26 protein-coding genes are annotated in these 23287 nt (G+C 57.8%); 9 read left to right on the top strand and 17 right to left on the bottom strand.

Going from position 1 to position 23287, the window contains the following annotated elements; genetic code table 11:
- Positions 1-29: 29 nt before the first annotated feature.
- Together A6764_RS09220 and A6764_RS09215 are read right to left on the bottom strand one after the other, a co-directional pair.
- Positions 30-1508, bottom strand: a complete 1479-nt coding sequence (locus A6764_RS09220; protein WP_065066731.1) for a 4-hydroxyphenylacetate 3-hydroxylase family protein — start codon at positions 1506-1508, stop codon at positions 30-32.
- Positions 1509-1674: 166 nt separating this feature from the next.
- Positions 1675-2997 (bottom strand): MFS transporter, encoded by a 1323-nt coding sequence (locus A6764_RS09215; RefSeq protein ID WP_141669625.1) that lies wholly within the window; start codon positions 2995-2997, stop codon positions 1675-1677.
- A 287-nt stretch (positions 2998-3284) separates the two neighbouring features.
- Between A6764_RS09215 and A6764_RS09210 the strand changes: the two genes are divergently transcribed.
- The 4 genes from A6764_RS09210 (at position 3285) to A6764_RS09195 (ending at position 5917) form a co-directional block, all read left to right on the top strand.
- Positions 3285-4115 (top strand): methyl-accepting chemotaxis protein, encoded by an 831-nt coding sequence (locus A6764_RS09210; protein ID WP_065066733.1) that lies wholly within the window; start codon positions 3285-3287, stop codon positions 4113-4115.
- Positions 4116-4161: 46 nt separating this feature from the next.
- Complete coding sequence (locus tag A6764_RS09205) at positions 4162-4809, top strand: Crp/Fnr family transcriptional regulator (protein ID WP_065066734.1); 648 nt, start codon at positions 4162-4164, stop codon at positions 4807-4809.
- 64 nt (positions 4810-4873) lie between these two features.
- Entirely contained in the window at positions 4874-5527 is a 654-nt protein-coding gene (locus A6764_RS09200) for a Crp/Fnr family transcriptional regulator (protein WP_065066735.1), read from the top strand.
- Positions 5528-5677: 150 nt separating this feature from the next.
- Complete coding sequence (locus A6764_RS09195; protein WP_035294884.1) at positions 5678-5917, top strand: hypothetical protein; 240 nt, start codon at positions 5678-5680, stop codon at positions 5915-5917.
- Positions 5918-5986: 69 nt separating this feature from the next.
- On the opposite strand, the gene A6764_RS09190 is transcribed toward A6764_RS09195, so the two are convergent.
- The 4 genes from A6764_RS09190 to A6764_RS09175 all read right to left on the bottom strand — a co-directional run bounded on the left by A6764_RS09190 (position 5987) and on the right by A6764_RS09175 (position 9104).
- The gene (locus A6764_RS09190; RefSeq protein ID WP_065066736.1) at positions 5987-7006 is read right to left on the bottom strand and encodes an inorganic phosphate transporter; all 1020 of its coding nucleotides are present in this window, start codon (positions 7004-7006) and stop codon (positions 5987-5989) included.
- The gene (locus A6764_RS09185; protein WP_065066737.1) at positions 6999-7616 is read right to left on the bottom strand and encodes a DUF47 domain-containing protein; all 618 of its coding nucleotides are present in this window, start codon (positions 7614-7616) and stop codon (positions 6999-7001) included. The genes A6764_RS09190 and A6764_RS09185 overlap by 8 nt, the downstream gene beginning before the upstream one ends.
- Before the next feature lie 201 nt (positions 7617-7817).
- Entirely contained in the window at positions 7818-8462 is a 645-nt protein-coding gene (locus A6764_RS09180; RefSeq protein ID WP_065066738.1) for a GGDEF domain-containing protein, read from the bottom strand.
- A 213-nt stretch (positions 8463-8675) separates the two neighbouring features.
- Positions 8676-9104 (bottom strand): MarR family winged helix-turn-helix transcriptional regulator, encoded by a 429-nt coding sequence (locus A6764_RS09175; protein WP_255309639.1) that lies wholly within the window; start codon positions 9102-9104, stop codon positions 8676-8678.
- Between the two features lie 173 nt (positions 9105-9277).
- Between A6764_RS09175 and A6764_RS09170 the strand changes: the two genes are divergently transcribed.
- On the top strand, positions 9278-10531 hold the full coding sequence (locus A6764_RS09170) for an MDR family MFS transporter (protein ID WP_264622487.1): 1254 nt from the start codon (positions 9278-9280) through the stop codon (positions 10529-10531).
- A 48-nt stretch (positions 10532-10579) separates the two neighbouring features.
- On the opposite strand, the gene A6764_RS09165 is transcribed toward A6764_RS09170, so the two are convergent.
- Entirely contained in the window at positions 10580-11170 is a 591-nt protein-coding gene (locus tag A6764_RS09165) for a cupin domain-containing protein (protein ID WP_065066741.1), read from the bottom strand.
- A gap of 131 nt (positions 11171-11301) precedes the next feature.
- On the opposite strand from A6764_RS09165, the gene A6764_RS09160 reads away from it, so the two are divergent.
- Both A6764_RS09160 and A6764_RS09155 read left to right on the top strand, forming a co-directional pair.
- Complete coding sequence (locus A6764_RS09160) at positions 11302-12366, top strand: type III polyketide synthase (RefSeq protein ID WP_065066742.1); 1065 nt, start codon at positions 11302-11304, stop codon at positions 12364-12366.
- 6 nt (positions 12367-12372) lie between these two features.
- A complete protein-coding gene (locus A6764_RS09155) occupies positions 12373-12882 on the top strand; it encodes an isoprenylcysteine carboxyl methyltransferase family protein (protein WP_044899051.1) in 510 nt (169 codons plus the stop codon).
- Between the two features lie 177 nt (positions 12883-13059).
- Here A6764_RS09155 and A6764_RS09150 read toward each other — a convergent pair whose 3' ends face one another.
- The 3 genes from A6764_RS09150 to A6764_RS09140 form a co-directional block, all read right to left on the bottom strand.
- Positions 13060-13233 (bottom strand): YozQ family protein, encoded by a 174-nt coding sequence (locus A6764_RS09150; RefSeq protein WP_081904112.1) that lies wholly within the window; start codon positions 13231-13233, stop codon positions 13060-13062.
- Positions 13234-13367: 134 nt separating this feature from the next.
- Positions 13368-13895 (bottom strand): hypothetical protein, encoded by a 528-nt coding sequence (locus A6764_RS09145; protein ID WP_029100115.1) that lies wholly within the window; start codon positions 13893-13895, stop codon positions 13368-13370.
- A gap of 81 nt (positions 13896-13976) precedes the next feature.
- On the bottom strand, positions 13977-14399 hold the full coding sequence (locus A6764_RS09140) for a MarR family winged helix-turn-helix transcriptional regulator (protein ID WP_176703240.1): 423 nt from the start codon (positions 14397-14399) through the stop codon (positions 13977-13979).
- Positions 14400-14788: 389 nt separating this feature from the next.
- On the opposite strand from A6764_RS09140, the gene lepB reads away from it, so the two are divergent.
- Both lepB and A6764_RS09130 read left to right on the top strand, forming a co-directional pair.
- Positions 14789-15349, top strand: a complete 561-nt coding sequence (gene lepB / locus A6764_RS09135; RefSeq protein WP_029100113.1) for a signal peptidase I — start codon at positions 14789-14791, stop codon at positions 15347-15349.
- A gap of 147 nt (positions 15350-15496) precedes the next feature.
- On the top strand, positions 15497-15862 hold the full coding sequence (locus tag A6764_RS09130; RefSeq protein ID WP_065066745.1) for a hypothetical protein: 366 nt from the start codon (positions 15497-15499) through the stop codon (positions 15860-15862).
- A gap of 173 nt (positions 15863-16035) precedes the next feature.
- On the opposite strand, the gene A6764_RS09125 is transcribed toward A6764_RS09130, so the two are convergent.
- The 7 genes from A6764_RS09125 to A6764_RS09095 all read right to left on the bottom strand — a co-directional run bounded on the left by A6764_RS09125 (position 16036) and on the right by A6764_RS09095 (position 23217).
- Complete coding sequence (locus tag A6764_RS09125) at positions 16036-17019, bottom strand: hypothetical protein (protein ID WP_065066743.1); 984 nt, start codon at positions 17017-17019, stop codon at positions 16036-16038.
- Positions 17010-17594, bottom strand: coding sequence for an RNA polymerase sigma factor (locus A6764_RS09120; RefSeq protein WP_255309640.1), 585 nt, complete (start codon positions 17592-17594; stop codon positions 17010-17012). The genes A6764_RS09125 and A6764_RS09120 overlap by 10 nt, the downstream gene beginning before the upstream one ends.
- A gap of 167 nt (positions 17595-17761) precedes the next feature.
- Positions 17762-18820 carry a M15 family metallopeptidase gene (locus A6764_RS09115; protein ID WP_029100110.1) on the bottom strand — a complete coding sequence of 353 codons (1059 nt, stop codon included), beginning with the start codon at positions 18818-18820 and terminating at the stop codon, positions 17762-17764.
- Between the two features lie 251 nt (positions 18821-19071).
- The gene (locus tag A6764_RS09110) at positions 19072-19254 is read right to left on the bottom strand and encodes a hypothetical protein (RefSeq protein ID WP_029100109.1); all 183 of its coding nucleotides are present in this window, start codon (positions 19252-19254) and stop codon (positions 19072-19074) included.
- Positions 19255-19406: 152 nt separating this feature from the next.
- Positions 19407-21437, bottom strand: coding sequence for a gamma-glutamyltransferase (ggt, locus tag A6764_RS09105; RefSeq protein WP_029100108.1), 2031 nt, complete (start codon positions 21435-21437; stop codon positions 19407-19409).
- Positions 21438-21641: 204 nt separating this feature from the next.
- Positions 21642-22721 (bottom strand): phosphodiester glycosidase family protein, encoded by a 1080-nt coding sequence (locus tag A6764_RS09100; protein WP_065066747.1) that lies wholly within the window; start codon positions 22719-22721, stop codon positions 21642-21644.
- Positions 22702-23217: a coiled-coil domain-containing protein gene (locus tag A6764_RS09095; RefSeq protein ID WP_035294907.1), complete on the bottom strand. Its 516-nt coding sequence runs from the start codon at positions 23215-23217 to the stop codon at positions 22702-22704. Before A6764_RS09095 ends, A6764_RS09100 begins: the two co-directional genes overlap by 20 nt.
- Positions 23218-23287: the final 70 nt, after the last annotated feature.

Here is a 23287-nt window from a genome sequence, read left to right as displayed (position 1 = left end):
TCCTTTGCCTGATAGCGGCAGTCCGTTTATCACGCCTTGGCAACCAGCTCATTGAGATCAAGCACGCTCAGCGCTTCATCAACCATGTCAAACGTGCGCTCCCGTTTGTAATTGTTGTAAAAGATCGCCCGCTTGCGGATCGGATCTCCGGTATAGTACCGCTCGTATTGCAGGAGCCGCTGGCCGAATGCTTCTCCGCACAAATCCCAAGCCAACTTGAACAAACGGACGCGTTCCTTGCCGGAGATTCCCGATCGACCGGCGTAATACTTCTCCATATCTTCCACCAGTTCCGGATTGGCAAAATCAGCCCCTGTCGGAGACATCAGCAGTCCGCCTGCTCCGATGATTTGCAGCACTTCCACGGCGCGCGGGTACATCTTCGGCAGCAGTCCGCGTATCGTTTCCAGCGGCACCCAACCCGGCATGATTTCGCCCGACGGCAATACGTCGCACTCCTGTTCGGCGATCCGCAGCAGCGCCCTGATCGATTCCACCGACTGAATCAGCTCGCCCAAGTCGTTCTGGACATTCAGGTAGACATCCACCCCGATGGAGTCGGCCAAGCGGACCGCTACTTCCGTGGCAAACTGCAGTTTGATCAGCCCGCGTACACCGGTCTGATGAGCCGGCTGCTGCGCGATTCCCGTTTTCGGATACAGCAGGTTGGCCGCTTCCACGTTGTTGTACAGAAATACCCGGTCCCACGGCACCAATACATCGTGGAAGACCAGCACCGCATCCATTTCTTCAAAGCGGGACGCCAACGGATGGTCAAACAGCGAGCGGGTTCCGTCCTGCATCGGTTCGCGGCAGAGAATCCGCAGTCCCGGGGTGTCAATGGGAACGGCAAAGGCAAGCGCGTAGCGTTCATCACCGGGTTTGAATCCAGGGAACGAGTAGATGATCACTTCATCCGTGATCGGTGCCAGGGTGGCGAGCATTTTCGCGCCTCTGACGATCAGTCCTTGCGGCGTCTCCCTGACCGCGCCCAGATGGGTAAAGAGATCCTCCTGTTCATGTGATGACTTGCTGCGGTCGTTTTGCGGATTGATAATGGCGTGGGTTAAAAACAAATCGTTGTCACGAATGTAGCGATAGTACGCGCGGACATTTTCCGCCCACTGCGGGTTGTATGTTTCCAAAAAGGACGCGTTGCTGAACAGCGATGTAAGCACAACATTGAGGAAATCCGGGGTTCTGCCCATCAATCCGAAAGTCGCTTTGGCATACGCTTCATACAACGCCCGGCGCGCCTGCAAATCCTCGTGGGTTTTCGGGACCAGAAACGCATTATTCACACGTTCCCCGGTTTCTGTACAGATGTGCGTAATCTTGTCCTGGTACTCCGGATCGTGCTGCATATCGTACAGCTTTGCGATTTCACGTATTGGCTGCTGGAACACAACCTCGTCGCATACATGGGTCACTTTCCGTCCGGACAGCCAAATCTCCGGCTGCCGGGATTTCAATCCGTTGATGTACTGGGCACCTGTTCGGATTCCCATGGTAATTCCTCCCTACTTTCTTGGTTAGGATGAGTTCCTGTCTTGTGATTGCATTATAATATTGAACAATTTTGAAAATTGTAGTGCGGTTAACGTTTTCAGCCGATTTTTGAAGTGCCGTCAGAAAAAAGGCTGCCGATCGTATCGACAGCCTCCCACGCGTTGGTTAGATGTTCCCGTCGCGGTGCTTCGGGATAAACAACACCATGACCGAAGCGATGATTCCCGCGATGGCAAAGGTATAGAAGTTCCAGGCGGGCCCCATGTTCCAGGACATGAACAATCCGATCAGCACCGGGCCGGAAATCGCCCCGATCCGACCGAACCCGATCGCCCAGCCCAGCGCGGTCGCCCGGTTATCCGCGGAGAAGTACTTGGAAATGTAGGCGTTCATGATCAACGTGGTACCGATCGTCCCGAAACCGGCGAGGCCGACCAGGGCGTACACCACCGGCATCGACGATTTTACACTCAAGAGGGCCATCGAGACCCCGGCGAGGAGGTAGGAGATGCTGATGATCTTCTGCGATCCCCACCGGTCTGCCGCCCTGCCCGCCAACAGCGCGCCTACCGCTGCCGACAGGTTCAGCATGAACAGGAAACCCAGACTGGATCCGAGCGGATACCCCGCCTCCTTCATCATTTTCGGCAGCCATGTGCTCAACCCGTAAATCATCAGCAGGCCCATGAAAAAGGCGATCCAGAAGCAGACGGTCGCACGGATGTTTTGTTTGGCGAACAGCGCGGCGACCGAGGCGAATTGACCCTGTCCCTCGTTCGCTTGATCCGGCTTGTATGCTCCGATGGTATCAAGCGGAATGTTGTACCGGCTGGCAACTTGCTCCGCCTCTTCGCGTCTGTTCTTCGCCAGCAGGAAGCTGATCGATTCGGGCAAATACTTGAAAATGAACGGCACGAGGAGAATCGGGACGGCGCCGAGCCAGAACAAGAACCGCCAGCCGAAATCCTGCAGGAAATACATCGACAGCAGCGCACCGAGCAAACCGCCGACCGGGTACCCTGTGTACATCACGGCGTACATCAACGACCGCCGTTCCACCGGCGAATACTCGATGGTGAGGGCGGACGCCGTGGGAATCACGCCGCCCAGCGCGATACCTCCAAGAAAACGAAACAAACCGAACATGTCAGGCGAGGGTGCCATCGCGGCAAACCCCATCATGATGGAAAACAACGATACGCAAAAAGCCAATGTCTTTTTGCGCCCGATCATGTCCGTGACAGTTCCGACACAGATGGCTCCCACCAACATGCCGACCAGCGCATAGCTTCCAATGGCGCCCGCTTTCGCCGGAGACAGCGACCAATCCTTGTACTCCATCAACGAAGGCAGCACAGCGCCGTAGATGCCGAGATCATACCCGTCTGCCAGCATGCTGAACCAACAGATGACAACAACGAGCAGCGTGATGGCTGGCATTGTCCTGGCTGCCGGTTTCGACGACGGATCGAGAACGGGCGCATCCATTTGCAGATTCCCTTTCATCATATCCTCCCCCTGATAATTGTTTAAATATTTAATAAATGCCGTGAACTGATTGTACTAAAAGGGAGGACCTCCCTGTGTAAATTGCTTAACGTTCCAATCCCTTTTTTCGAACCCTTCCGTCACGCCGGTTGTAAACCAGTTAACATTTTTTCAGACTTTTTTTCGCGACGAGAATGTTTACGTTGTACATATGCTCTTCGCCCATTTATAATTGTGCTGGTGGTTTCTAAAAATTTTGATTTATGAAACATGGGAGCTTGAAGGGTATGAGCCTGCTGGAAAGTGTCGTACACGTATCTTCCATCATGCACAGGATGGTTTTGTGCTTTGAAGATGATTTTACGCTCGGGATCACGGATACGGAGAAATTTTTAACCTACCTGCCCGGAAAGACCTTGCAATTCGGATTATCGCCGCATGATCCAATCAAGGAAGGCAGTCTGGCCAATACGATTATCAAGCAGGGAAGACCGATGACGAAGCTGATGGATTCCTCGGTGTACGGAATCGCCTACATTGCCGGCGGACTGCCGATTGAGGAAGACGGCAGGATTTCCGGTGCGCTCGTCTTCGGAGTCAGTCTGGATCGCCAAAATAAGCTGGCACAGATTGCCGAACACCTGTCGGCCATTGTGGAAGAGGTTTCTGCCCAGTCCGTGGTGATGCAGTCAAGCGCTGAGACGTTGTCGTCACACAGCGAGAAGCTTCATCAGGTCATGACCGGAATGCTGCAGCAAGTAGAAACAACCTTTTCCGTATTGAAATCAATCTCAGACATCGCCAAGCAGTCGGGCATACTCGGGTTGAACGCCTCGATTGAAGCCGCCCGTGCAGGGGAGCAGGGCAGAGGCTTTGCGATCGTTGCGGGAGAAATGCGTCGTTTGGCTTCGACGTCCGGCGATTTGGCAAAGGAAATCTCCAAGAGCCTTTCTTCGCTGCAGGAGGAGATCACCTCTCTTTCACAAATGGTGCTTGCATCAAAAAATCTCGCAAAGGCACAGACAGAAGGGATTATGGAACTGGCTTCCGCCATTCAAGACGTTACCAAGGAGGCATGCCTGCTGCAGCAGATGTCGCAGATCCAAGCCGGCAGCTAACCACAGCCGTTGATCGTTTACAACCATATTGAAAGGAGTGTTCGATATGGTATCCCCGTTTGAAACCGACCTGAAGTGGGAGACGTTTCTGAAGTACGGGAAGAGGCAATTCGTGAAAGGAAAATCCGTCATTTACTACCAGGGAAGTCTGGGAGACGGGTTTTATTACCTTCACAAGGGCTTGGTGAAAATCGTCACCTCCACGGTAAAAGGAAACGACCGGTTGTTGAACATCGTGGTGCCCGGCCAACTGCTCGGGATTCAAACCATGGACCGGCAAACGCACTTTACCACCGCGATCGCCGTTAAGGACTCGGTGGTCTATCATTTTTCCTGCGAACAGTTTGCGAAACTGATGAAGGAGCAGCCGGAATTACTGCCCCTGTTTGCTCAAACCGTCAATCAAAAAATGCGGATTCTTCTTTATGCGATTAATATGAAAGCGCTTTCTTCTGAAGAGCAGATCGCCGCGCTGCTCCTCAACATCTGCGATGAGTTTAAAAACTATGAAGTCCCCCTCACCCAACAGGACCTGGCGCACTGCACCGGATTAACCCGAATCACCGTATACAAAATCCTGAAACAGTGGAAAGAAGACGGACTGATCGACATCGAGCAGCGCAAATTTGTGATCAAGCGTCCGGATGTGTTGCGGAAGTTGAATCTGTCTGCACCGACAGCGAAAACGGTTTAGTCTGGAGCGCTCATTCCCTGTCCAATGTTGCGCAGAGAATGATGTTGGGAAGGAAAGGTGATCTATGGTAAACCTTCGCTACAAGTGGACTCCGTTCTTACCATATGGACAAAAACTGGAACTGAAAAAGAATACGTTCGTGTATCGCCAGGGAGAAAACGGCAGAGGCTTTTATTACCTGGAGCAGGGCGGGGTGAAAATCAGCCTGCTATCCGATAACGGCCACGAGCGTGTCATTGACTACGTCCCGATCGGGACCCTGCTAGGGGAACACGGGGCTCACAGAGGAACCTATTTGACAACCGCGGTTACCACTTCACCTTCGATTCTCTATCATTTCTCCGATGAAGCCTTGTCAAGAGTGTGCAAGGATCATCCCCATGCGGCGATGATCTTCACCAACTCCCATATCTATAAAGTACGACTCCTCGCCGAAATCATTTCCTATCTGGACAGCCCGGTCGAACAGCAAATGGCTCACTTTTTGTTGAAATTGATTCAAATTCATGAGAATGAAAACATCCCCATCGACCAGACGTCGTTCGCCCGGTACATCGGCACGTCCCGGATCACGGTCAACAAGATCATCCAGAAATGGCGCCAGCAAGGCTTTATCCAATTCTCCAACGGCGTGATTCAGGTGATTCAGATCGAGCGGATTCGAGAGATACTGACCCAAATGGAAAGTGAGCAGTTTGAGCAAAGTACGTCCTTGTAACCCCCTCCGCAGTGGGAGGGGGTCTCCCTTTTTTGAAGAATCGAGACTGCTCAACGGGGTCTTGACCGGTGGGCCGGGTGGTTTTTACTGGTCTGAATTGTCGCAAAGGTGGGCATAACTGAAAGAAAACGACGAAAGGAGAAGGATCGCATGGATGACGACATGTTGGAGGCGTATCTGGACCGGAGCGTGCGCGTTCACTTCGCCCCGGGCATGATCGGTCCCGGCCTGTCTTCCTTCGAGGAAGGAAAGCTGCACGACTACAGCGCGGCGGGGCTGCTGCTGGAGGCCGCGGACGGTTCACTCGCCTACATCCCGTTCACTTCGGTCCGGATGGTGCAGATCAAACCGCGACCCGGCTTTTGGGAGCGCTTGACCGGCACCTCCTGATCCATTTTCCCTGCAAACAACAAAGCTCCTCTCCCCCGTCAGGAGAGAGGAGCAGGAGCCTTGATTCCGTTACAAAAAAACGTCGAAGACCACGTAACAGGCGGCCGCGAGCAGTCCCGTCGCCGGCAGCGTAATGACCCACGTCACCAGGATTCGGCCGGCCAATCCCCACTTCACTGCGGAGAATTTTTGCGACGCTCCCACACCCAGAATGGACGAGGTGATCACGTGCGTCGTGCTGACGGGCAGTTTCAGCATGGTAAAAATGGTAATAATCAGGGCAGACGACAAGTCGGCGGAGAACCCGCTGATCGGTTTGATCTTCATGATCTTGCCACCCATCGTTTTAATGATCCGCCAGCCGCCAAACGATGTTCCAAGCGCCATTGCGATCGCCGCCGAGATTTTCACCCAGATCGGGATCGTGATTTCTCCCGTCTCCGAGGTCATAAAGCCGCCGGAGATCAGCGCGAAGGTGATAATCCCCATTGTCTTCTGAGCGTCGTTGGCCCCGTGGCTGAACGACTGCCAGGACGCCGACAGCACCTGCAACAAGCGAAAGCCTCTGTTCGTACGGTGATACGGCATGTTGGCCACCAGTGCGGAGACCAGTTTGATAATGACAAACCCGACCACAAACGCAACGATCGGTGAGAAAATCAGCGCCTGGACAATGCTGATAAAGCCTGCCATGTTAATTGCGCCGAAACCGGCTGCACCGACAACCGCGCCGGCCACCCCGCCGATCAGGGCGTGTGACGACGAACTGGGAATCCCGAACCACCAGGTGATCAGGTTCCACAGGATGGCGGACGTAAGCGCGGCCAGGACGATGACCAGACCGTTCTCCAGCTTGAACGGGTCGGCGATGCTGCCCCCGATCGTTTTGGCCACCCCGGTGTAGGTGAGGGCACCGATCAGGTTCAGAACCGACGCGATCAGAATCGCCGTGCGCGGACTCAGCGCCCGGGTGGACACGGACGTGGCGATCGCGTTGGCCGTGTCGTGAAAGCCGTTGATAAAGTCAAAACTGAGCGCCATGATGACGACAAGGATGAGTATGATCATGTCAGGTGAAAGACTAAGCATTCTTCAGCACAATCCCTTCTACCAGGTTGGAAACATCCTCGGCGAAGTCCGCACAGTCTTCCAGCTTGTCGTAAATCTCCTTCAGCTTGATGGCCTCGATCGGATTGGCGTCGGGTGCGTTGAGCAGGTCGGATACCATTTTCCGGTAGTTGGAGTCAGACTCATGCTCCAATTCCTTGATCTCGGCAGCGTATTGGGCCACCACCTGGTGATCCAGTTTGCGCAGGGTACGGATCAGCTCGATCAGTTTGGCCGAGCATTTCACCAGAATGTTGGCCTGAGCCAGAACGCGAGGATCGGGCTGGTGCACTTGATAGAGGTACATCCGATCCGCTACTCCGTCGATATAGTCAATCATTTCGTCCATCGTATGCGCGAGCTGGTGAATGTCCTCCCGCTCCAGCGGGGTAATGAACGTGGAGTTCAGCTCGTTCATGATACGACGAACGATTTCATCCCCTTCTTTTTCAACCGCCTTGATCGCTTTCACTTTGGCTTCCACATCCTGATAGTTGCCAATCATTTCGTAAAACAGATGGGTGCCTTTGTGAACATTGGCGATTTGCTGTTCAAACAGGTCAAAGAAGATGTCCTTGTTGGATTTCCACATATGTTCCGTCGTCACTCCTTTGGAAAAATAGCGCCTCACCGATTATAACCGAACAGCTTTCTAAAGGTAAATTTAAAAACAAGGAGAAACGCGTGTTTTTTTCATTAAGATATTGTAAAGGTTTTGTAAAGGCGCATGACAAGCGAAAAACACCCGCCCTTTTCCGGATGCGAGTGTTCGTACTGCCACCTGCTTCCTGGATTACTGTTCCGCCACCAGTATGCAGTCTTTCTTCTTTTTCGCTTCGTACATCAGGGTGTCCGCTTTCGCCGCCAGTTCCGTCGCCGTGGACGCGTGCGCGGGAAACGAAGCAATTCCGATGCTGACCGTCACGCCCCCCAGGTCTTCCCGCACATTGCGCTGGATTCTCTCCCCGACGGTCACGCCGTGCTGCGTGTCCGCATGAGGCAGCAGGATGACGAACTCCTCGCCTCCCCATCGGCCGACTGAATCCTGCGCGCGGATGCTGCGCTTCAGGATGTCGGCAAAGCGGCACAGCAGATGGTCTCCCGCCAGGTGACCATGGCTGTCGTTGAAGATCTTGAAATTGTCAAGGTCGATAAACAGCAGGGTAACCGGATAGTCGTGGCGGCGGGCCCGCTCCACCTCCCTTTCCAGCAGTTCAAAGAAGCGGCGGTTGACAAGCGCACCTGTCAGCGAGTCCAGATAGGCCGCCTCTCTCAGTCTGTCGGCGTACAGCCCCATCCGGTAGCCCACCGCTGCCTGCAGCACTGCGGCCGCTGCCGCCAGTACGGCCGTTTGCTGATTGGCGGGCAGCCCGTAGACGGCCGTCCACAGCAAGGTGAACAGGCAGGAAATCCCCAACCCTATCCAACGTGAGTCCAACGATATCCCCCTCCGACTTATTTCACACACAAAACGAGTTGAATATGATTCAAAAGACCTATTAAAACAGAAGTTAGATAGGACTTTTATCGTATTCATAGGAATATTTTACCTGCCTGTTCCAGCGAGTTCAAGGAAAAAAATTGCTAGCGCAGTGTCACGCGATAGCGTTTGAACTGGCTAGCGTATCCTTCGATCAGTTCGATATCCCTCTCATAGACGCCGTACAGCCGTTTGAGCGCGGCGCGGATCTCGGCATGCGTCCTGCCGTCGGAAATCGACCCTTGGACTTCCATGATCCGCATGCCCTTGTGCGTTTTGCAGGATCACATCGTACGGCGGCTCTTCTCCGCAGCGCTCCGTCACCACTTTATACAAGCCGTTTTCCACTGTCTCGGCGATCATCAGCCACCCCTTTTTCACCAGTCCGGGCAAAATGCGCGAGACTGTCGTCTTGTCGCGCAATGTACGTTCGCCCAGCTCCGAAGGCGTCATGCCGTCATGCTGCGCCAGCACCACCAGCAGCTGCCATTGCTCCGGCGTGAGCCGAAACGGCTGCAGGGCTTTCGCCGTCTCTTCCCGGACGAGCTGCCCGATCCTGTACAGGTTGTGTCCCAAACTGTCTCGAAACACGTCCGTCATGCTACCTCCCCTTCCCGTGTCGTTTTCTACATCTAACCACATCTTTGCATCGATCTCCAGCGGGCCGGGATAAAAAACTGTCTATTCCGATAGGTGGCAACCATCTTTCTTTTCACGCAAAAATCTCGTATACTTACAAAATATTCTTTTACCGGAAGAGAGGAATTTGCCAAATGGTTTGGCTTCAATCCGTCATCGCTCGTTATGACACGACCATCTGGATCCGCGTGATCGGGACGATCCTGACCACGTTTGCCGGATTCATGCTCCGTCCCTTCCTGGCCTTCTATCTGTATGAAAGGATGGACGGCAATCTGCTGGTGGCGGCCATGGTCACCAGCCTGCAGCCGCTGACCAGCATGATCGCCGGACTCTATTCCGGGGGAATGGCTGACCGCTACGGGCGAAAGCCGATGATGGTGGCTGCCCTGGCGATTGAAGCGATCTCCATGGCCGGCTACATCTGGGCGGAGTCCCTCTATGCCTTCGCCGCCTTGACCATTCTGAACGGGATCGGCTCCTCCCTGTTCTGGCCGGCAGCCAGCGCGCAGGTAACGGACGTGGTGCCGGAGGAGAAGCGCAGCGAGGTGTTTGCCCTGCTGCATACCGCCCTCAACCTGGGCGCGGCGGCGGGACCGCTGATCGGGGTTACCCTGTACAAAATCAACCCGGCGATCGTCTTCGGCATCTGTTCGGCCGCCCTCTTCACCTACGGGCTGCTGATCGTCTGGAAAGTGCCGGAGACGCTCCCCCGGGAGCTGCGGGAGCGCGGCGGCCAAGCGCAAGCAGACAAGCCGAAAGCACCCAAGCTGCGGCTGCGCGAGCACACCACGCTGCTGTGGATGACGCTGGCCGCCGTTCCGGTCTCGCTCCTGTACTCCCAGGTGGAGATCATCCTGCCGCAGCACCTGCGGACGCGCTTTGACGATTTCCTGACCGTGTTTGCCACCTTGATCACGATCAACGGCCTGCTCGTCGTATGCTGCCAGATCGTGATTGCCAAGTTTGCCGAACGATTTCCGGCCCACCGCGTCATCCTGCTGGCCTACCTGCTCCTCGCTTGTGTCGGCATCGGCTACGGCTGGGCCCCCACCTTTTTCCTGCTCGTGGTGGCGGAGGCCATCTTTACGCTGGGCGAGATGCTGTACGGCCCGCAGATCCAAAAGGCGATTTCCGTCATGGCGCCGGAAGCGTACCGCGGCCGTTACTTTTCCATCTTCGGGGCCAACTGGGGCATCACCGGCACGATCGGCCCATCGCTTGGCGCCGTGTCGTTCCGCAGTATCGGCGGCGCCTACTGGTTTTCCCTGCTCGCCGTACTCCTGCTCGTCGCCGGCCTGTTCCAGTACCGGCTGGTGAAGCGGGCCATGAGCCAGCCGCAGCCGGCTCCTTTGGACGGTGCCAAGCCTCCGATTGCCGCCTCATAAAGAGCGCCTGCCGCCCGCCCGACGCCGCCTGCCGCGTTCCGGGCGGGTTCAGCTTTGCGCGGCGTAGCGCAGCAGCCGTTTGTCCCGCGTCGGCAGGAAGCGGACCGGCTCCCGGTCAAACACGTACACCCGCTTCTCCCCGCTGTCCACGAATACGACCAACGATCCCCCACAGTCCGTGTACGCTTCCTCCACGGTCACAAACGAGAAGCAGGAATATTCGGAACAAACCTGCCGCTCTCCTTCGGCGGAGGTGAGTTTTCGCTCCGCACCCGGCAGATGCCGCACTGTCGCATCCCCATCCCCCGGATACTCCAGGCCGTTATTGCCCGGCGTTGAAAAAATCAGCAGGTGAACCGGTTCGGAGCTGTCGTTGCGGTAGCCGTGAATCACCTGCTGCCAGCCGAAGACCACTTCCCCCGGAGAAACCGAAATGGTCTCGCTGTTGCTGACCCAGTAGGTGAGCACGCCGGACAGCACCAGCGCACAGTCCTCTCCGGACGGATGCGTGTGCGGCCCGATCTCTCCCCCGGGGGCCAGAACCCCCTCGATCAGTCTGGTTTTTCCTCCCGCGCTTTGAAAGACAGTGCGCAATCCGTAACCGCCTGACTCGACCGCTCTCAGCTCAACCGTTTGCATCCTCGTTCCCCTCACCTTTCCATACTTTTTTATTTTATAACTTTACTATCCGAATTCCAGTGTACCACGAATCGGACATCCACGGCTAGGGAAAACTGGAACTACTTACCTGACGGAAGGGAGGGATTGCGATGCCCCGCATCGAAGCCGCGGCGACAGCCGTTCCCGAACACGAAATCACTCAGGACGGCTCCATGGCGGTCGCCCGCGCGTTTTTCCAACAGGCCTTCCCCGACATCGACCGCCTGCTCACCGTCTTTGCCAACAGCCAGATCCGCAAGCGCCACTTCTGCATGCCGCTCGACTGGTTTCAAGAAGAACACGGGTTTGCCGAAAAAAACCGGCTGTACGTGGAGCATGCCGTCTCCCTTGGCGCCGAAGCCGCCTGGCGCTGTCTGGACAAGGCGGGAACGGCGGCGGCGGAGATCGACTGCCTGATCTTCGTCTCCAGTACGGGCATCGCCACCCCCAGCGTCGACGCCCGACTGATCAACCGTCTGGGGCTTCGACCGGACATCACCCGCGTGCCGCTGTGGGGACTGGGATGCGTCGGCGGGGCGATGGGCCTTTCGCGGGCATGCGAATACGCCCGGGCCTACCCCGCAAGCCGCGTCCTGGTGGTGGCGGTGGAGCTGTGCGGATTGACGTTTATCCGGCAGGATCTGTCCAAAAGCAATCTGATCGCCACCTGCCTGTTTGCCGACGGGGCCGCCGCCGTGCTGGTGGAAGGAGACGAGGTGAAGCGGCCGTCTACTCCGCCCCGCCTCCGCTTCATGGGCGCACGCACGACGACGTGGCCGGACACGCTGGACATCATGGGCTGGGAGCTGACCGAACCGGGCTTGAAAGTGATCTTTTCCCGCGACATTCCCAGCCTGGTCCGGCAGTCGATGCGGGACAACGTCGACGGGTTTCTCGGACCGCTTGGCGTATCCGTCCCAGACGTGCAGCGTTTTATCTTCCATCCCGGCGGGGCGAAGGTGCTGGCTGCCTACCGGCAGGCGTTGGGGATTCCCGCCGAAGCCACGCGGTTGGCCGAGGACGTCCTGCGCGACTTTGGCAACATGTCGTCGCCCACCGTTTTGTTCGTGCTGGAAAAGTGCATGGAAGAGGGCTGGAAGCCGGGAGAAAAGGGACTGCTGGCCGCCCTCGGACCCGGGTTCAGCTCGGAGTTGATCCTGTTGGAAGCGAGGTGAGCAAGCGTGGGCTTTTTTTTGGCCGTCTATGCCGCCGTCGTCGCCCAGCGCTTGCTGGAACTGGCCCTGGCGCGGCGCAACGCCCGCCACATCCGTTCCGCGGGCGGCCGGGAAGTGGGGGCCGGCCACTACAAGTACATAGTCGCCCTGCATGTGCTGTTTCTCGTCAGCCTGCTCGCGGAGGGACTCCTCCATGAAGGCAGGACCGCCCCGTGGTGGGCGTGGACCTTTTCCGTATTCGCGCTGGCTCAGGGACTTCGGTACTGGTGCATCGTCAGCCTGGGGAAACGCTGGAACACGCGCATCTACATCCTTCCCGGCGCCGAGCCCGTGCGGCGCGGCCCGTACCGCTTCCTGCGGCATCCCAACTACCTGGTGGTGGCGACCGAACTGTTCGTCCTGCCGCTCACCTTTTCCGCCGTCGCCACCGCTGTCATCTTTTCCCTGGCCAACTTCTGGCTGCTGTGGCGCGTCCGGATTCCGGCGGAGGAGCGGGCCGTCTACGACCGGCCGTGAGCGTACGCTGCGTCCCGATCGGGGAGGTTTCGGACCGGCTGCCGCTTTGACATGACAACAAACCCGGACGGGTACGCGGTCCGGGTTTTTGCCGTTTGCTGATCCTGCTGGCCGTCTCATCCGCATGGCCTTTTGCCGTCTTCGGCCCGGCAAGCGGGGACGGTCGGGAGCAGGACGTCAGTTCAGCCCTTGGGCATCGTCAATCGTCCCCATTTTGTACATGTCGCTCACCTGCTCCTGGGTGGCAGCCAACCCCTGGGACAGCTCCTCATCTGTCTCGGATGCCGCCGCAGATGGCCTGACGGCCGTGTCGGACGGGCGGTCGAAACCGTATCGGCGCTCATCTGCCATGCCTGTTCCTCCTTCCTGTCTTGGGTCAACTCGTAGTGTGTGCCGCTTCCCTGCCGTTTAGCCAAAGAGACCGTCCAGGCACGTCAAAAAACCCCTTCCGAGTTCAGAAGGGGTTGTCAGGGTCAAGAAGATGTTTACTTGTCGCCGTTCGAATCCGGCACCGACCAGTTCCAGCCACGGGGCTGCTTGGCATCGTCGGCGCTGGCAGCCGGCTTCACTACAATCACGCTGTCCTCTACCGGAGCGGCCACCCAACCGTGAGCCACGGCGGTTTGCCCGCTTTTGGGCGACAGTACAATCGTTTGGTCTTCCACAGGCATTGCAACCCAGCCGTTTTGCGTGGTCACGTTCGCAGTGCTTCCCGGCTGAACTACCCATTGATCCTCAACAGGCAGGCTGATCCAGCCGTTTTGGGCGGCAACGTTCGCAGTGCTTCCCTGCTGAACCACCCACTGATCCTCTACCGGCATGTTGATCCAGCCGCTTTGGCTGGTGACAGCCGCGTTGCTTCCCGGCAGAACCACCCATTGATCCTCTGCCGGCATGTTGATCCAGCCGTGAGCCTGTGCCGGTTGAGCGGCTTCGTTTGCAAAAGCAGCGTTCGCGAACAGAGTGGCGCTGAGAACCATGGTTCCCGTCAACAGTGTTGTCGCTTTTTTCATCGTCGTACACTCCCATCTTCTGTTTGTTCACGCTGTCCTGTGAAATATCCCCCGCCCGCTGCTCCGATGGCTGTATGTAGGTTACTGCAAGCCTTGCTTCACTTTTCGGAGATAGAGTGTAAACTGTTCCAGCTCGCTGTCGGTCAGGTTTTCCATCAGTTTGGCGATGAGTTCCCTCCGTCTGGACAACAACCGCTCCATCAGCGGAACCGCCTTGTCCGAGAGCGTCACCCAGACGACCCGCCGGTCCTGTTCATCACGGACCCGATTGACATAGCCCGCCTTGACCAGCCGATTCAGTGCGATGGTGGTGGCGCTGTTCGACTGCTTCAAGAGAGCAGCCAAATCGGACACCGTGCTGCGCTCTCTGTCGTAGAGCACCCGCAGCAAGATGAACTGCTTGGGACTGACTACCTCTTCTTCCAACAGCCAATGGCTGATAAAGAAGCGAGCCAATTCAACAAACACCTGATCCAGTTCCTCGATTTTACCGGCGCGGGACATTTCGCTCACATCATCACCCTTTTTCAAAGATACATACTTTTACTATAAAACTATATCGGCTGTCAACAGGCTGCGCAAGCATTTCTGGTGCCGGCCTCTGAAAAAGGGGATGTGAGTAGGACAATACGTTTACTATTTAATATTTTTACTGTAAAACTTTTTGCATCGTCATCTTACCGCAAAATGGGAAACTTTGCAAGGGGCCAGTTTCGTGACAAATTCGTGACGGACGAATGGCCGTACGCCGCCTGTTTTCCACCCATTTCCATGAAATTGCTTCCGTATCTGTCCGTATCGTATGTATAATAAAAGATACGGCGGCGCGCCCCTGTTCTCGTTTTTGAATCGGCAGCCGCCCCGACAAACCTTGATACATAGGAGATTGGCATATGGAACATACGCAGAGCACGGCAAAATGGAAAACGGAATTGGCAGACTGGTTGAAATCGTTCGTCTTGATTGGCGGCTTGACCGCCTTTATCTATGTGTTCGTCATGGCCCCTTACGTCGTTCAGGGGCGCTCCATGGAGAGCACCCTGCACGACCGCGAACGGGTGATTGTCAACAAGGCGATCTATTACCTGCAGCAGCCCAAAAGAGGGGAAATCGTGATCATCCATCCCGACGCGAGCGGGGAAAACTGGATCAAGCGGGTCGTCGCCGTCGCGGGCGATACCGTAGAGGCGAAAGGCGATCAGTTGTACGTCAACGGCCAGCCCGTCAACGAGGAATACCTCACCGCCAACAAATTGAAAGCGGCCGCGAACGGCGTCACACTGACCGAAGACTTTGGCCCGATCACCGTACCGCCTGGCCACGTCTTCGTCATGGGCGACAACCGGAACAACAGCATGGACAGCCGGGTCATCGGCCCCGTCAGCCTGGATCACGTGGTCGGCCGGGCGGAACTGGTCTACTGGCCGTTGGGCAGCATCCGCCTGCCCAAGTGATCGCTGCCGGGACGCTTGGTTTCTGCACAGGAAAGACAAGCGTGACGGTTCCGGTGCACCTGACGATTTGACTGATAACCGCTCGAATTTTGCGCATGATAAGAGGGTAATCGCATGCAATCCCACAATCAGGAGGTCGTTTTTTTCGTGCATACGATCACCCATGCCCAACAAGAGCTGGCTCAGTGCAGGCAGTCCATTCAGCAGTTGATCCAACAGACGATGCAGGCGAGCGCCACCTACCGGCAGCTTCTGCAGCAGGAACAGCAAAACGCCGCCACGCTGCAGCAGTTGGCCGCGCGCGAGCAGCAGGCGGTCCAGATGATTCAGCAGGCGCTGAACGGTCATGACACGGCGATTCGCCAGATGCAGCACGTGATCACGCTGTGCGAGCAAATGGAGCGGGAGCTGCAGCAATCTGTCGCACAGCAGGTTTCCTTGCAGCAGTCTGTCGCACAGCAGGTTTCCTTGCAGCAGCCGTCATCCCTGCCAACCTACCAGACCCGTCACTGATTCGGCCGCATTCACGGTGCGGCATACAATGGCTGTCGCGAACAGCACACAGCTCTCCGCGTTTCCTGTCCGGATCACGCGGAGAGCTGTTTTTCGTTTTGAGCAGGTGCCGTAAGCCGCACGTATCCCCGATTCTGCCAGACAGCGGCGGCAAGGAAACGAGGAATCGTCAGTCATTGGCGTTTTCGGATGGTTTTCCCCTGCTTGCTGCCGTGTGCCGTGAGCACCCACTCGCCCCGCTCTTCCTCCCACGCGAAACGGTACAGGTGATTGACCGCATCGGACGACTTGTAGACGACCAGCGCTTCCTGGCCATCGTGCCGCAGAAACAGGCCAGGGATGATGTCGCCGGCCTTTCCGGTTACGGCTACCCGTGTCCAAGCTGCATCCAATCCTTTCCGCGCTTTCTCCGGCAGGTGAAGTGCGTGCCGCTCTTGTTTGATCCCTCGGTCGAACTCATACTCCCCCGGATCGATGCCGAAACTTTCAAACACATCCCGGTACACGTCGTGGAGAAACAACATGTTTTGGAATGCATGCAGGAATCCGCTCTTGTTCGTCAGCAGCAACAGCTGATCATGAGCGTACACGTAGGTGGGACCCGATGCTTTCATCGGCGTAAAGCCCGGCTTTAGCTCAGCGCCGGTGAAGGTAAAGGTAATGTGGCCCGGCACGGAAAAATCCTCGTCGATCTCTACCTTTTCCGCTTGCCCCGGATTGGGGAAAAACACGACGTCCAGCTTCCCTTGGTTGGTGGTCAGCCGAACGGCTTGGTCCGTTGCCGCAAAAACGTCAGCAAATGGCGACGGCTCGATTTGCGTGAGCTCCAGGTCGGTATACGACTGCAGGAATTGGATGAATTCCACTGCAAACGGGAACTGCTCCTCAACGGGCGGTTCTGCCGGCTCCACGACAGGAACGCGGCCGCCTCCCGCATCTTGCTGCCAGTCCGTAACAACAGGCGTCAGGAGGAACACGCCCGCCCCGCAGGCGGTCACCACGGCCGCGATGGAGACTGCGACACGCCGGAACCTGCCCTGTTTTTGTCCGATCCTTTCGCGGATGTTCCGTTCGATCCGCTCCATGTCCGCCCTGGCCGGTTGAAATGCCATCCGCTTCGCTGCTGCCAGCTCGCGCAGCCTTTTGTCTAAATCCATCGCTCCTCCTCCTTGCGCATCAATGCTTTCAGCTTTTCCCGCGCCCTGTGCAGGCGGGTGTAGACTGCTCCGGGTGTAATGCCCAGGATTTCGGCGATCGTTTCCGCTCTCATTTCTTCGTAGTAGTGGAGAATGAGTACCTGTTTGTGCCGAAACGGCAGCCTGTCGATCAGCCGTGACAACGCGGCCCGTTCGTCCTTCTGCACGACCTCCTTCTCGATGTCGGCGCATGCTTCACGGTTTGCCTGGGTGACGGAAAACCGTTTGCGAAACAACCCGGAGCGCAGATACCGTTTGGACTCATTGACCGCAATCCGATAGAGCCAGGTCTCGATCCGGCTGTCCCCCCGAAACGCAGACAGATGCTTGTACGCCTTGAGGAAAACCTCCTGGGTGATGTCCTCCGCAGCCGTCCGGTCCTTGACCAACCAGCAGCACAGCCGGTACACCCGGGCCATCTGCGTCTGCATCAGTTGTTCAAACGCGGCATCCCTGGTCTGGTTCAGCACGGCACCGCCCGTCCACAGATGGTTCTGCTCCAGCGTTCTCCCCCCTTTCTCTCTATTTAGATACAAGCGGCCGTTTTTTCTTACAGAATGAAAAAAACCGCCGGGACTCCTCGTTCCTGGCGGTTTCACTCTGGCGGCCGCACGGGCCGACGGCGAAAGAAGCGGCTGTCCGCCGTCCCCGGTCGTGTCCCCGGCGCGGAAAGCCGCTTCGTTATCTGTCGGTATGCGGAAGGCTACTGTGCCTGCACCGGACCGGCGTCCTTGAAGTACTCCTCCAGCGTCATGCCTTTGGACATGATCTCCTGGGCGACCGCTTTTCCGACGTAGCGCAGATGCCACGGTTCGTAGGCGTAGCCGGTGATCTCTTCTTTCCCTTTCAGGTAGCGGATGATGAACCCGAATTCGGCGCAGTGTTCCGCCAGCCATTTGCCCTCCCGCGTGTAGGCAAACGGCTCTTCCAGCAAGGTGCTGCGATCGGAGCCGGCTACGTCGATAGCGAGGCCGGTCTGGTGTTCGCTTTTCCCCGGCAGGGCGCTGTAGCGGGCCGCGTGCTCCGCTCCCTGGGTTTTCACGTAGCCTTCGTACAGGACCTTTTGCGTGTGGTACGAGCGGTAACCGGAGACGCCGTACAACTGGATGCCGTCCTGGTTCGCCTTGGCGAACAGTTCCTCCAGGGCACGGGCCGCTTCTTCCCGCAGCAGGCGCTTCTCCGCCTTGCCGGAAAACGTGAACGGCACGTTGGGTTCGACCAGACGGGGCGGCACGTAATCGGCCGGCAGGGCCCGTTCCTTGTTGACCACCACGACCAGATCGTCCGGATTGGTAACGGTCGGGACGCCGTTCACCATGGTCACGGTCGAAGCGAGCGACGGTTTGACGGTGATCGTCGCGGTTTTGCGTTCGCCCTGATACTCCACGGTAACGGTCGCTGTGGAACCGGTCGCCGCCCGGGAAGATACGGCGAGCTCCCCGTTGGGTCCGACTGTCACGACATCGGGCGCGGAAGAGCGGTACGTGACGCCATCCCCGTACGGCAGCGTCTGTTTGGCCCCCGGTGCCAGCACCAGGCTGGCCGGAACGGCGGCCAGGCTGATCGACGAGGATGACGGAGCGGCGGTCCCATCCGTCGATGGTTCCTCCGTCTTCGGCTGCACGTCTGCCGGAGCGGCCGGCTGCGGCTGGGCGCTTGCCCCCGGAAGCCATTGGCCGAGCTGCGGCGCTTCACATCCTCCCAAAAGCGCGGCGGAGAGTACGGCTGCAACTGCTAGACCGGCTGGTTGTCGTTTTCTCATGAGATGTACCTCCTGGTTCCTTGCACACACATGCGTCTTGTTCTACCTTACCATGTCGCATGACGTAATCATAGCTTCAAATGTCACGCTTTTTGCCGGGTTCGCTCCCTCGTCTGGACAAAAACAGGAAGCAGCCTTCCGACGATTCGAACGATTCCCCCCTATTATACACCCACGCCGAACCAACACAACGAACCGTTCCCTTTCTGGAAACGATTTGCCGGTTTCGCTGCCGACCGGCGTCTTGTGCTCTAGGGCGCGTTCGGGAAATCTTTTCGTTCCTGCTCCATCAACGTTTCCCCGTAGCTCTGCTGCAGGGAAGAAGCGGCCGGGTCGGCACGCCCTGATCGCCGCTTGGAAACAAACCGGTCACACAGCCATCCGACCGCCAACAGTCCTCCGCAGACAAGAAGCACAAACCCCCAGAGCGGCATCTTACTCTCCTCCTTTGCCCGAAACTTCGCCCATATGGATGAATGGTCGTATTCCTGTTTACGCGCGAAACGTCGTACCGTTTCTTCCCAAACGTGCATATCCGCCAAAAGGCCCTGCCGTTTTCAGCAGGGCCCCGAGGTGAACTGTCCGATTATGGTTTCTTGAGGAGGACGGCTGCTTCTTTCGCGTCCCAGCTTACCGTGTAGCCGAGCGCTTCCGCCACCGGTTTCACGGGCAAAAACGCTTTGCCTTCCAGCGTGACGACGTCCTGCTGGAACCGGGAGGGATTGCCGCCCAGTCCGATCAGGAGTTTTTTCGCCTCGACGTACGCGGTACCGTTGACCAACGCTTTCTGCTCCGCCGTGTACGGGTAGATGTGGCCGTTCACTTTCAGCACGAACGGTCCTGGCTTCGCCGGGGGGAGCGGCTCCGGTTCCGCCGACGTATACGCCACCGCGTCCACGCCAAGCACGGTTCCTTCCCGCGTGTTGTCGGCTCCCCCGTACATTTTGCCGGTCTCAAAGTCGTAGATGATCGCCTGCACGTTTCCGATGTGTTCCGGCTGTTCGTTGAACACGTGCCCCTTGGCCATCAGTTGGAGGATGACGTCCTGGTCGATGCCCGCCTCCCAGGTGACGTTGGGATAGCCACTGGTAAAGATGCGCGGCGCCAGGATGGCGTCCTGGATCTCCATGCCGTGCTCGATCACGTTCAAAATGGTCTGCGACACGGAGGCGATAATCGTGGAGCCGCCGGGCGATCCCACTGCCATGAACGGCTTGCCGTCCTTCAGCACGATGGTCGGGCTCATGCTGGAGCGCGGACGCTTGCCCGGCTCCACCTGATTGGCTCCGCCCGGCACGGCGTCAAAGTCGGTCAGCTCATTGTTCAGCATGAAACCGTATCCCGGGACCATGATGCCGCTGCCGAAGACATCTTCGATCGTCGTCGTGTAGGAGACGAGATTGCCCCATTTGTCCATCACGGCAAAGTGGGTCGTCTGCTTGACGGGATGGGTGTCGGTCAGCTTCAGGGCCGGCACCGGCTTCTTGTCTGTTTCGTACTTCCAGGGATCACCGGCTGCAATCTCAGGGTTGGCCGCGTCCGGTCGGATCAATTTGCGCCGCTCCTGTATGTAGTCGTCGTGGATCAGGCCCTGTTTCGGCACGGGGTAAAAGTCTTCGTCCGCCATGTACGCGGCCCGGTCCGCGTAAGCCAGACGGTTGGCTTCGATCAGATTGTGCAGGTATTCCACCGAGCCGAACCCCGCCTTTTTGTTGTCAAAGCCCTCCATCAGCTTGAGGATCTGGATCACCGTCAGTCCGCCGGAACTGGGAGGGGACATGGAGACCACCTCGTAGCCGCGGAACATGGCCCGCACCGGCTCGCGTTCCTTGACCTCGTACCGCTGCAAATCGTCCATGGTCATGGAACCACCGGTCCGCTGTACTTCGCGCACGAGTGCCTGGCCGATTTCTCCCTTGTAAAAGGCGTCCGTCCCCTTTTCCTTGATCAGCCGGAAGGTCTTCGCCAAGTCGGGCTGGATGAGCAGGTCGCCTTTTTTCAGAGGCGTACCGCCTGGCACAAACACCTCTCCGGCCGTCTTGTGCTTCTGCAGTTTGTCCGCTGCGTCGGCGATGGTTTGGGCGGTCACCCAGTTTACCTCCACGCCCTTCTCGGCCAGTTCGATCGCCGGCTCGATCACCTCGGCGAGCGACATCGTGCCGTATGATTTCAGCGCCTTGTCCACGCCGAGCAGCGTGCCGGGCACCCCGACCGCCTTGCCGTTGGTGTGCCGCTCGGCAAACGGGATCGGCTCGCCGCGTTCATCCAGAAACATCCTGGCGTCCACTCCCTGGGGAGCCGCTTCCCGGCTGTCAATGACCGTGATTTTGTTCTGATCCTTGAGGTAAATCATCATGAACCCGCCGCCGCCGATTCCCGACATGTACGGCTCCGCCACGTTGAGGGCAAATTGAATTGCCGCCGCGGCGTCCACCGCATTGCCGCCTTTTTGCAGAATGTTCCGGCCCACCTGTGCCGCCGCCGGATGGGCGACAGCCACGATGCCCTGCGTCGCGCCGTCCGCACCCTCGGGAACTCCCGGCACGGCCGCCTGCACCGGCGCGGCCAGCGACACCAGCGCCGCCATGGACGCGATCAGCACTTTTGCCTTTTTCATCCAATCCCTCCTCGACCTTCCATCATCTATAAAATTTATTATATTTCTGAATATTTGACTTGGTCAACGTGAGAAAGGCGCGAGTGCGTCTGGGAAAAAAGAACCGGACCCAACGAAAAAAGCCACCCGCATGACGAGTGACTTTTTTCGGAGCAATGATCGATCCGGCCGGCCGTTCCCGGCAGCCGCTGCCGCACCGTCTCGCTACGGCATGATCACCAGATTGCTGACCACCGGACGCTCTCTGCCGTCGGAGGGCCGGTTCAGAATCCTGCCTTTGTAGTAGAAGGCGCTGGAACCGCCGCCGTCCAGATTGTAGGCGTCCACCACGTGAAACTCCTGCAGTTTGCGCTGCGCTTCTTCCAGCGTGACGCCGCTGCTCCACCCCTTGCGCCGCCCGTCGATGACGATCAGCAAGAGGTCGCCGTTGTCAAAGTGGCCGATCAGCGTTCGCGGCTGACGGGCATTGGCCCATTCGCGCGGGATCGGCATGCGCTTGCCGTCCTTGAGGAGCGTCGGCAGGAAGCTGGCCCCCTGCAGAATGCCCTGCTGGGCGATCTGCTGCTGCGAGGTGATTTTGCCGCCGACCAGCCGCCCTTTGTTGTTGAATCCGACGAAGCTCAGATTGGTATTCGTCGAAAAGGTGCGAATCTTGCCGTCAACGACGGTAATGCCGAGCGGGGTCAGATAACCGTTTTTGTCCTTCATGAAGCCGCCGGCGTTGATCGCCAGCACCGCTCCCGTGCGTTTGCCGGCGCTGCTGGTCGTCTCGCCCTTGCTTTTGACCGCGTCATGCGCCAGCACCATCCGCAGCGCGTTGGGATTTTTCAGCCGCACCTTGGCCATGTAGCCGCGGTATCCCGCTTCTTCCAGGGAGTACACTTTGACGATGGCGTTGGGCCCAAAGCTCTGCCCGACCGGATTGCCCAGCATGCTGGACAAAATCGTGTCCAGCACGTCGGCCGATTTTTGCGTCTGCGATTTGCTGGCCTCCAGCAGGTTGTTGATCGATTTGTGCTGCTCCTCGTACTCCTGTTTCTCCTTGTCTGCCCGGCTGCGAATCTCCCCGATGATGGATGACGTCTGGCGCAGTTGGACGTTGGCGTCATCGAGCTGCTTCATCAGCGCCGCCACCTGTTTGCCGGTAGCCTCCGCCGGCGGCGTCAACTGCTCCACCGGCAGCTTGTCCACCGGGTTGGCCTGGGAAAACGCCAGCAGAAACCCCACCGCCGGCGCCAGGAGAAACGCGAAGAAGCGATGAATCTTACCAGGCACGGGCCGCATCCTCCAGTTTTTTCAGCGACGCCTTCAACTCGACCAACTGCTTGTTGAGCTGATCGATCCGATCCTGCAGGGCCTGTTTGGTCTTGTTGGTGCCGCCGATGGTTTCGCCTGTCAATTGCAGATCTTCCTGGAGATTCGCCAGTCCGTTCTGCACCTGTTTCATTTCGTCCTGGACGAGCGCCAGTTGTTCTTCCAACTGCCTCATCTGCTGCTCGTTCTGGGCCTGCACCTCCTGAATGCGCTGGTTCACGAACTGCTGCTGCTTGTCCAGCGTGTGAACGGCAAAAGCGTATCCGGCGCAGGCCAGTCCCACCCACAGCAGCACGGCCATGACGGCGGGCACAAGCGAGCGTTTTTCGTCCGTCCGGGGAGCGATCGCCCGCACCAGACTGGCGAACAGGCCGTTCCGTCTGCGCTTTCCCCCCTGCCTCCCCTGTTCCGGGAGGCGCAGCGTGGTCGATGGAGTCGATGACGCGGAAACGTACTTGTCGCTCACCGGCTCTCCCTCCTCTCGTGCGACATGAGTTGACATTTTATTATAGCATAATCACAGCATGCGACACCTC

This window comes from Brevibacillus sp. WF146, assembly GCF_001673705.2.
Taxonomy (GTDB): domain Bacteria; phylum Bacillota; class Bacilli; order Brevibacillales; family Brevibacillaceae; genus Brevibacillus; species Brevibacillus thermoruber.
The sequence above is the reverse complement of the archived record's forward strand: the minus strand, read 5'-3'. Positions and strand labels throughout refer to the sequence as shown.

What these genes read in the sequence shown, in the direction of transcription:
- A6764_RS09220 (WP_065066731.1), bottom strand. Translation starts at nt 1,508, where the DNA reads ATGGGAATCCGAACAGGTGCCCAGTACATCAACGGATTGAAATCCCGG.
- A6764_RS09215 (WP_141669625.1), bottom strand. Translation starts at nt 2,997, where the DNA reads ATGGATGCGCCCGTTCTCGATCCGTCGTCGAAACCGGCAGCCAGGACA.
- A6764_RS09210 (WP_065066733.1), top strand. Translation starts at nt 3,285, where the DNA reads ATGAGCCTGCTGGAAAGTGTCGTACACGTATCTTCCATCATGCACAGG.
- A6764_RS09205 (WP_065066734.1), top strand. Translation starts at nt 4,162, where the DNA reads ATGGTATCCCCGTTTGAAACCGACCTGAAGTGGGAGACGTTTCTGAAG.
- A6764_RS09200 (WP_065066735.1), top strand. Translation starts at nt 4,874, where the DNA reads ATGGTAAACCTTCGCTACAAGTGGACTCCGTTCTTACCATATGGACAA.
- A6764_RS09195 (WP_035294884.1), top strand. Translation starts at nt 5,678, where the DNA reads ATGGATGACGACATGTTGGAGGCGTATCTGGACCGGAGCGTGCGCGTT.
- A6764_RS09190 (WP_065066736.1), bottom strand. Translation starts at nt 7,006, where the DNA reads ATGCTTAGTCTTTCACCTGACATGATCATACTCATCCTTGTCGTCATC.
- A6764_RS09185 (WP_065066737.1), bottom strand. Translation starts at nt 7,616, where the DNA reads ATGTGGAAATCCAACAAGGACATCTTCTTTGACCTGTTTGAACAGCAA.
- A6764_RS09175 (WP_255309639.1), bottom strand. Translation starts at nt 9,104, where the DNA reads ATGACGGACGTGTTTCGAGACAGTTTGGGACACAACCTGTACAGGATC.
- A6764_RS09170 (WP_264622487.1), top strand. Translation starts at nt 9,278, where the DNA reads ATGGTTTGGCTTCAATCCGTCATCGCTCGTTATGACACGACCATCTGG.
- A6764_RS09165 (WP_065066741.1), bottom strand. Translation starts at nt 11,170, where the DNA reads ATGCAAACGGTTGAGCTGAGAGCGGTCGAGTCAGGCGGTTACGGATTG.
- A6764_RS09160 (WP_065066742.1), top strand. Translation starts at nt 11,302, where the DNA reads ATGCCCCGCATCGAAGCCGCGGCGACAGCCGTTCCCGAACACGAAATC.
- A6764_RS09150 (WP_081904112.1), bottom strand. Translation starts at nt 13,233, where the DNA reads ATGGCAGATGAGCGCCGATACGGTTTCGACCGCCCGTCCGACACGGCC.
- A6764_RS09145 (WP_029100115.1), bottom strand. Translation starts at nt 13,895, where the DNA reads ATGAAAAAAGCGACAACACTGTTGACGGGAACCATGGTTCTCAGCGCC.
- A6764_RS09140 (WP_176703240.1), bottom strand. Translation starts at nt 14,399, where the DNA reads ATGTCCCGCGCCGGTAAAATCGAGGAACTGGATCAGGTGTTTGTTGAA.
- lepB (WP_029100113.1), top strand. Translation starts at nt 14,789, where the DNA reads ATGGAACATACGCAGAGCACGGCAAAATGGAAAACGGAATTGGCAGAC.
- A6764_RS09125 (WP_065066743.1), bottom strand. Translation starts at nt 17,019, where the DNA reads ATGGATTTAGACAAAAGGCTGCGCGAGCTGGCAGCAGCGAAGCGGATG.
- A6764_RS09115 (WP_029100110.1), bottom strand. Translation starts at nt 18,820, where the DNA reads ATGAGAAAACGACAACCAGCCGGTCTAGCAGTTGCAGCCGTACTCTCC.
- A6764_RS09110 (WP_029100109.1), bottom strand. Translation starts at nt 19,254, where the DNA reads ATGCCGCTCTGGGGGTTTGTGCTTCTTGTCTGCGGAGGACTGTTGGCG.
- ggt (WP_029100108.1), bottom strand. Translation starts at nt 21,437, where the DNA reads ATGAAAAAGGCAAAAGTGCTGATCGCGTCCATGGCGGCGCTGGTGTCG.
- A6764_RS09100 (WP_065066747.1), bottom strand. Translation starts at nt 22,721, where the DNA reads ATGCGGCCCGTGCCTGGTAAGATTCATCGCTTCTTCGCGTTTCTCCTG.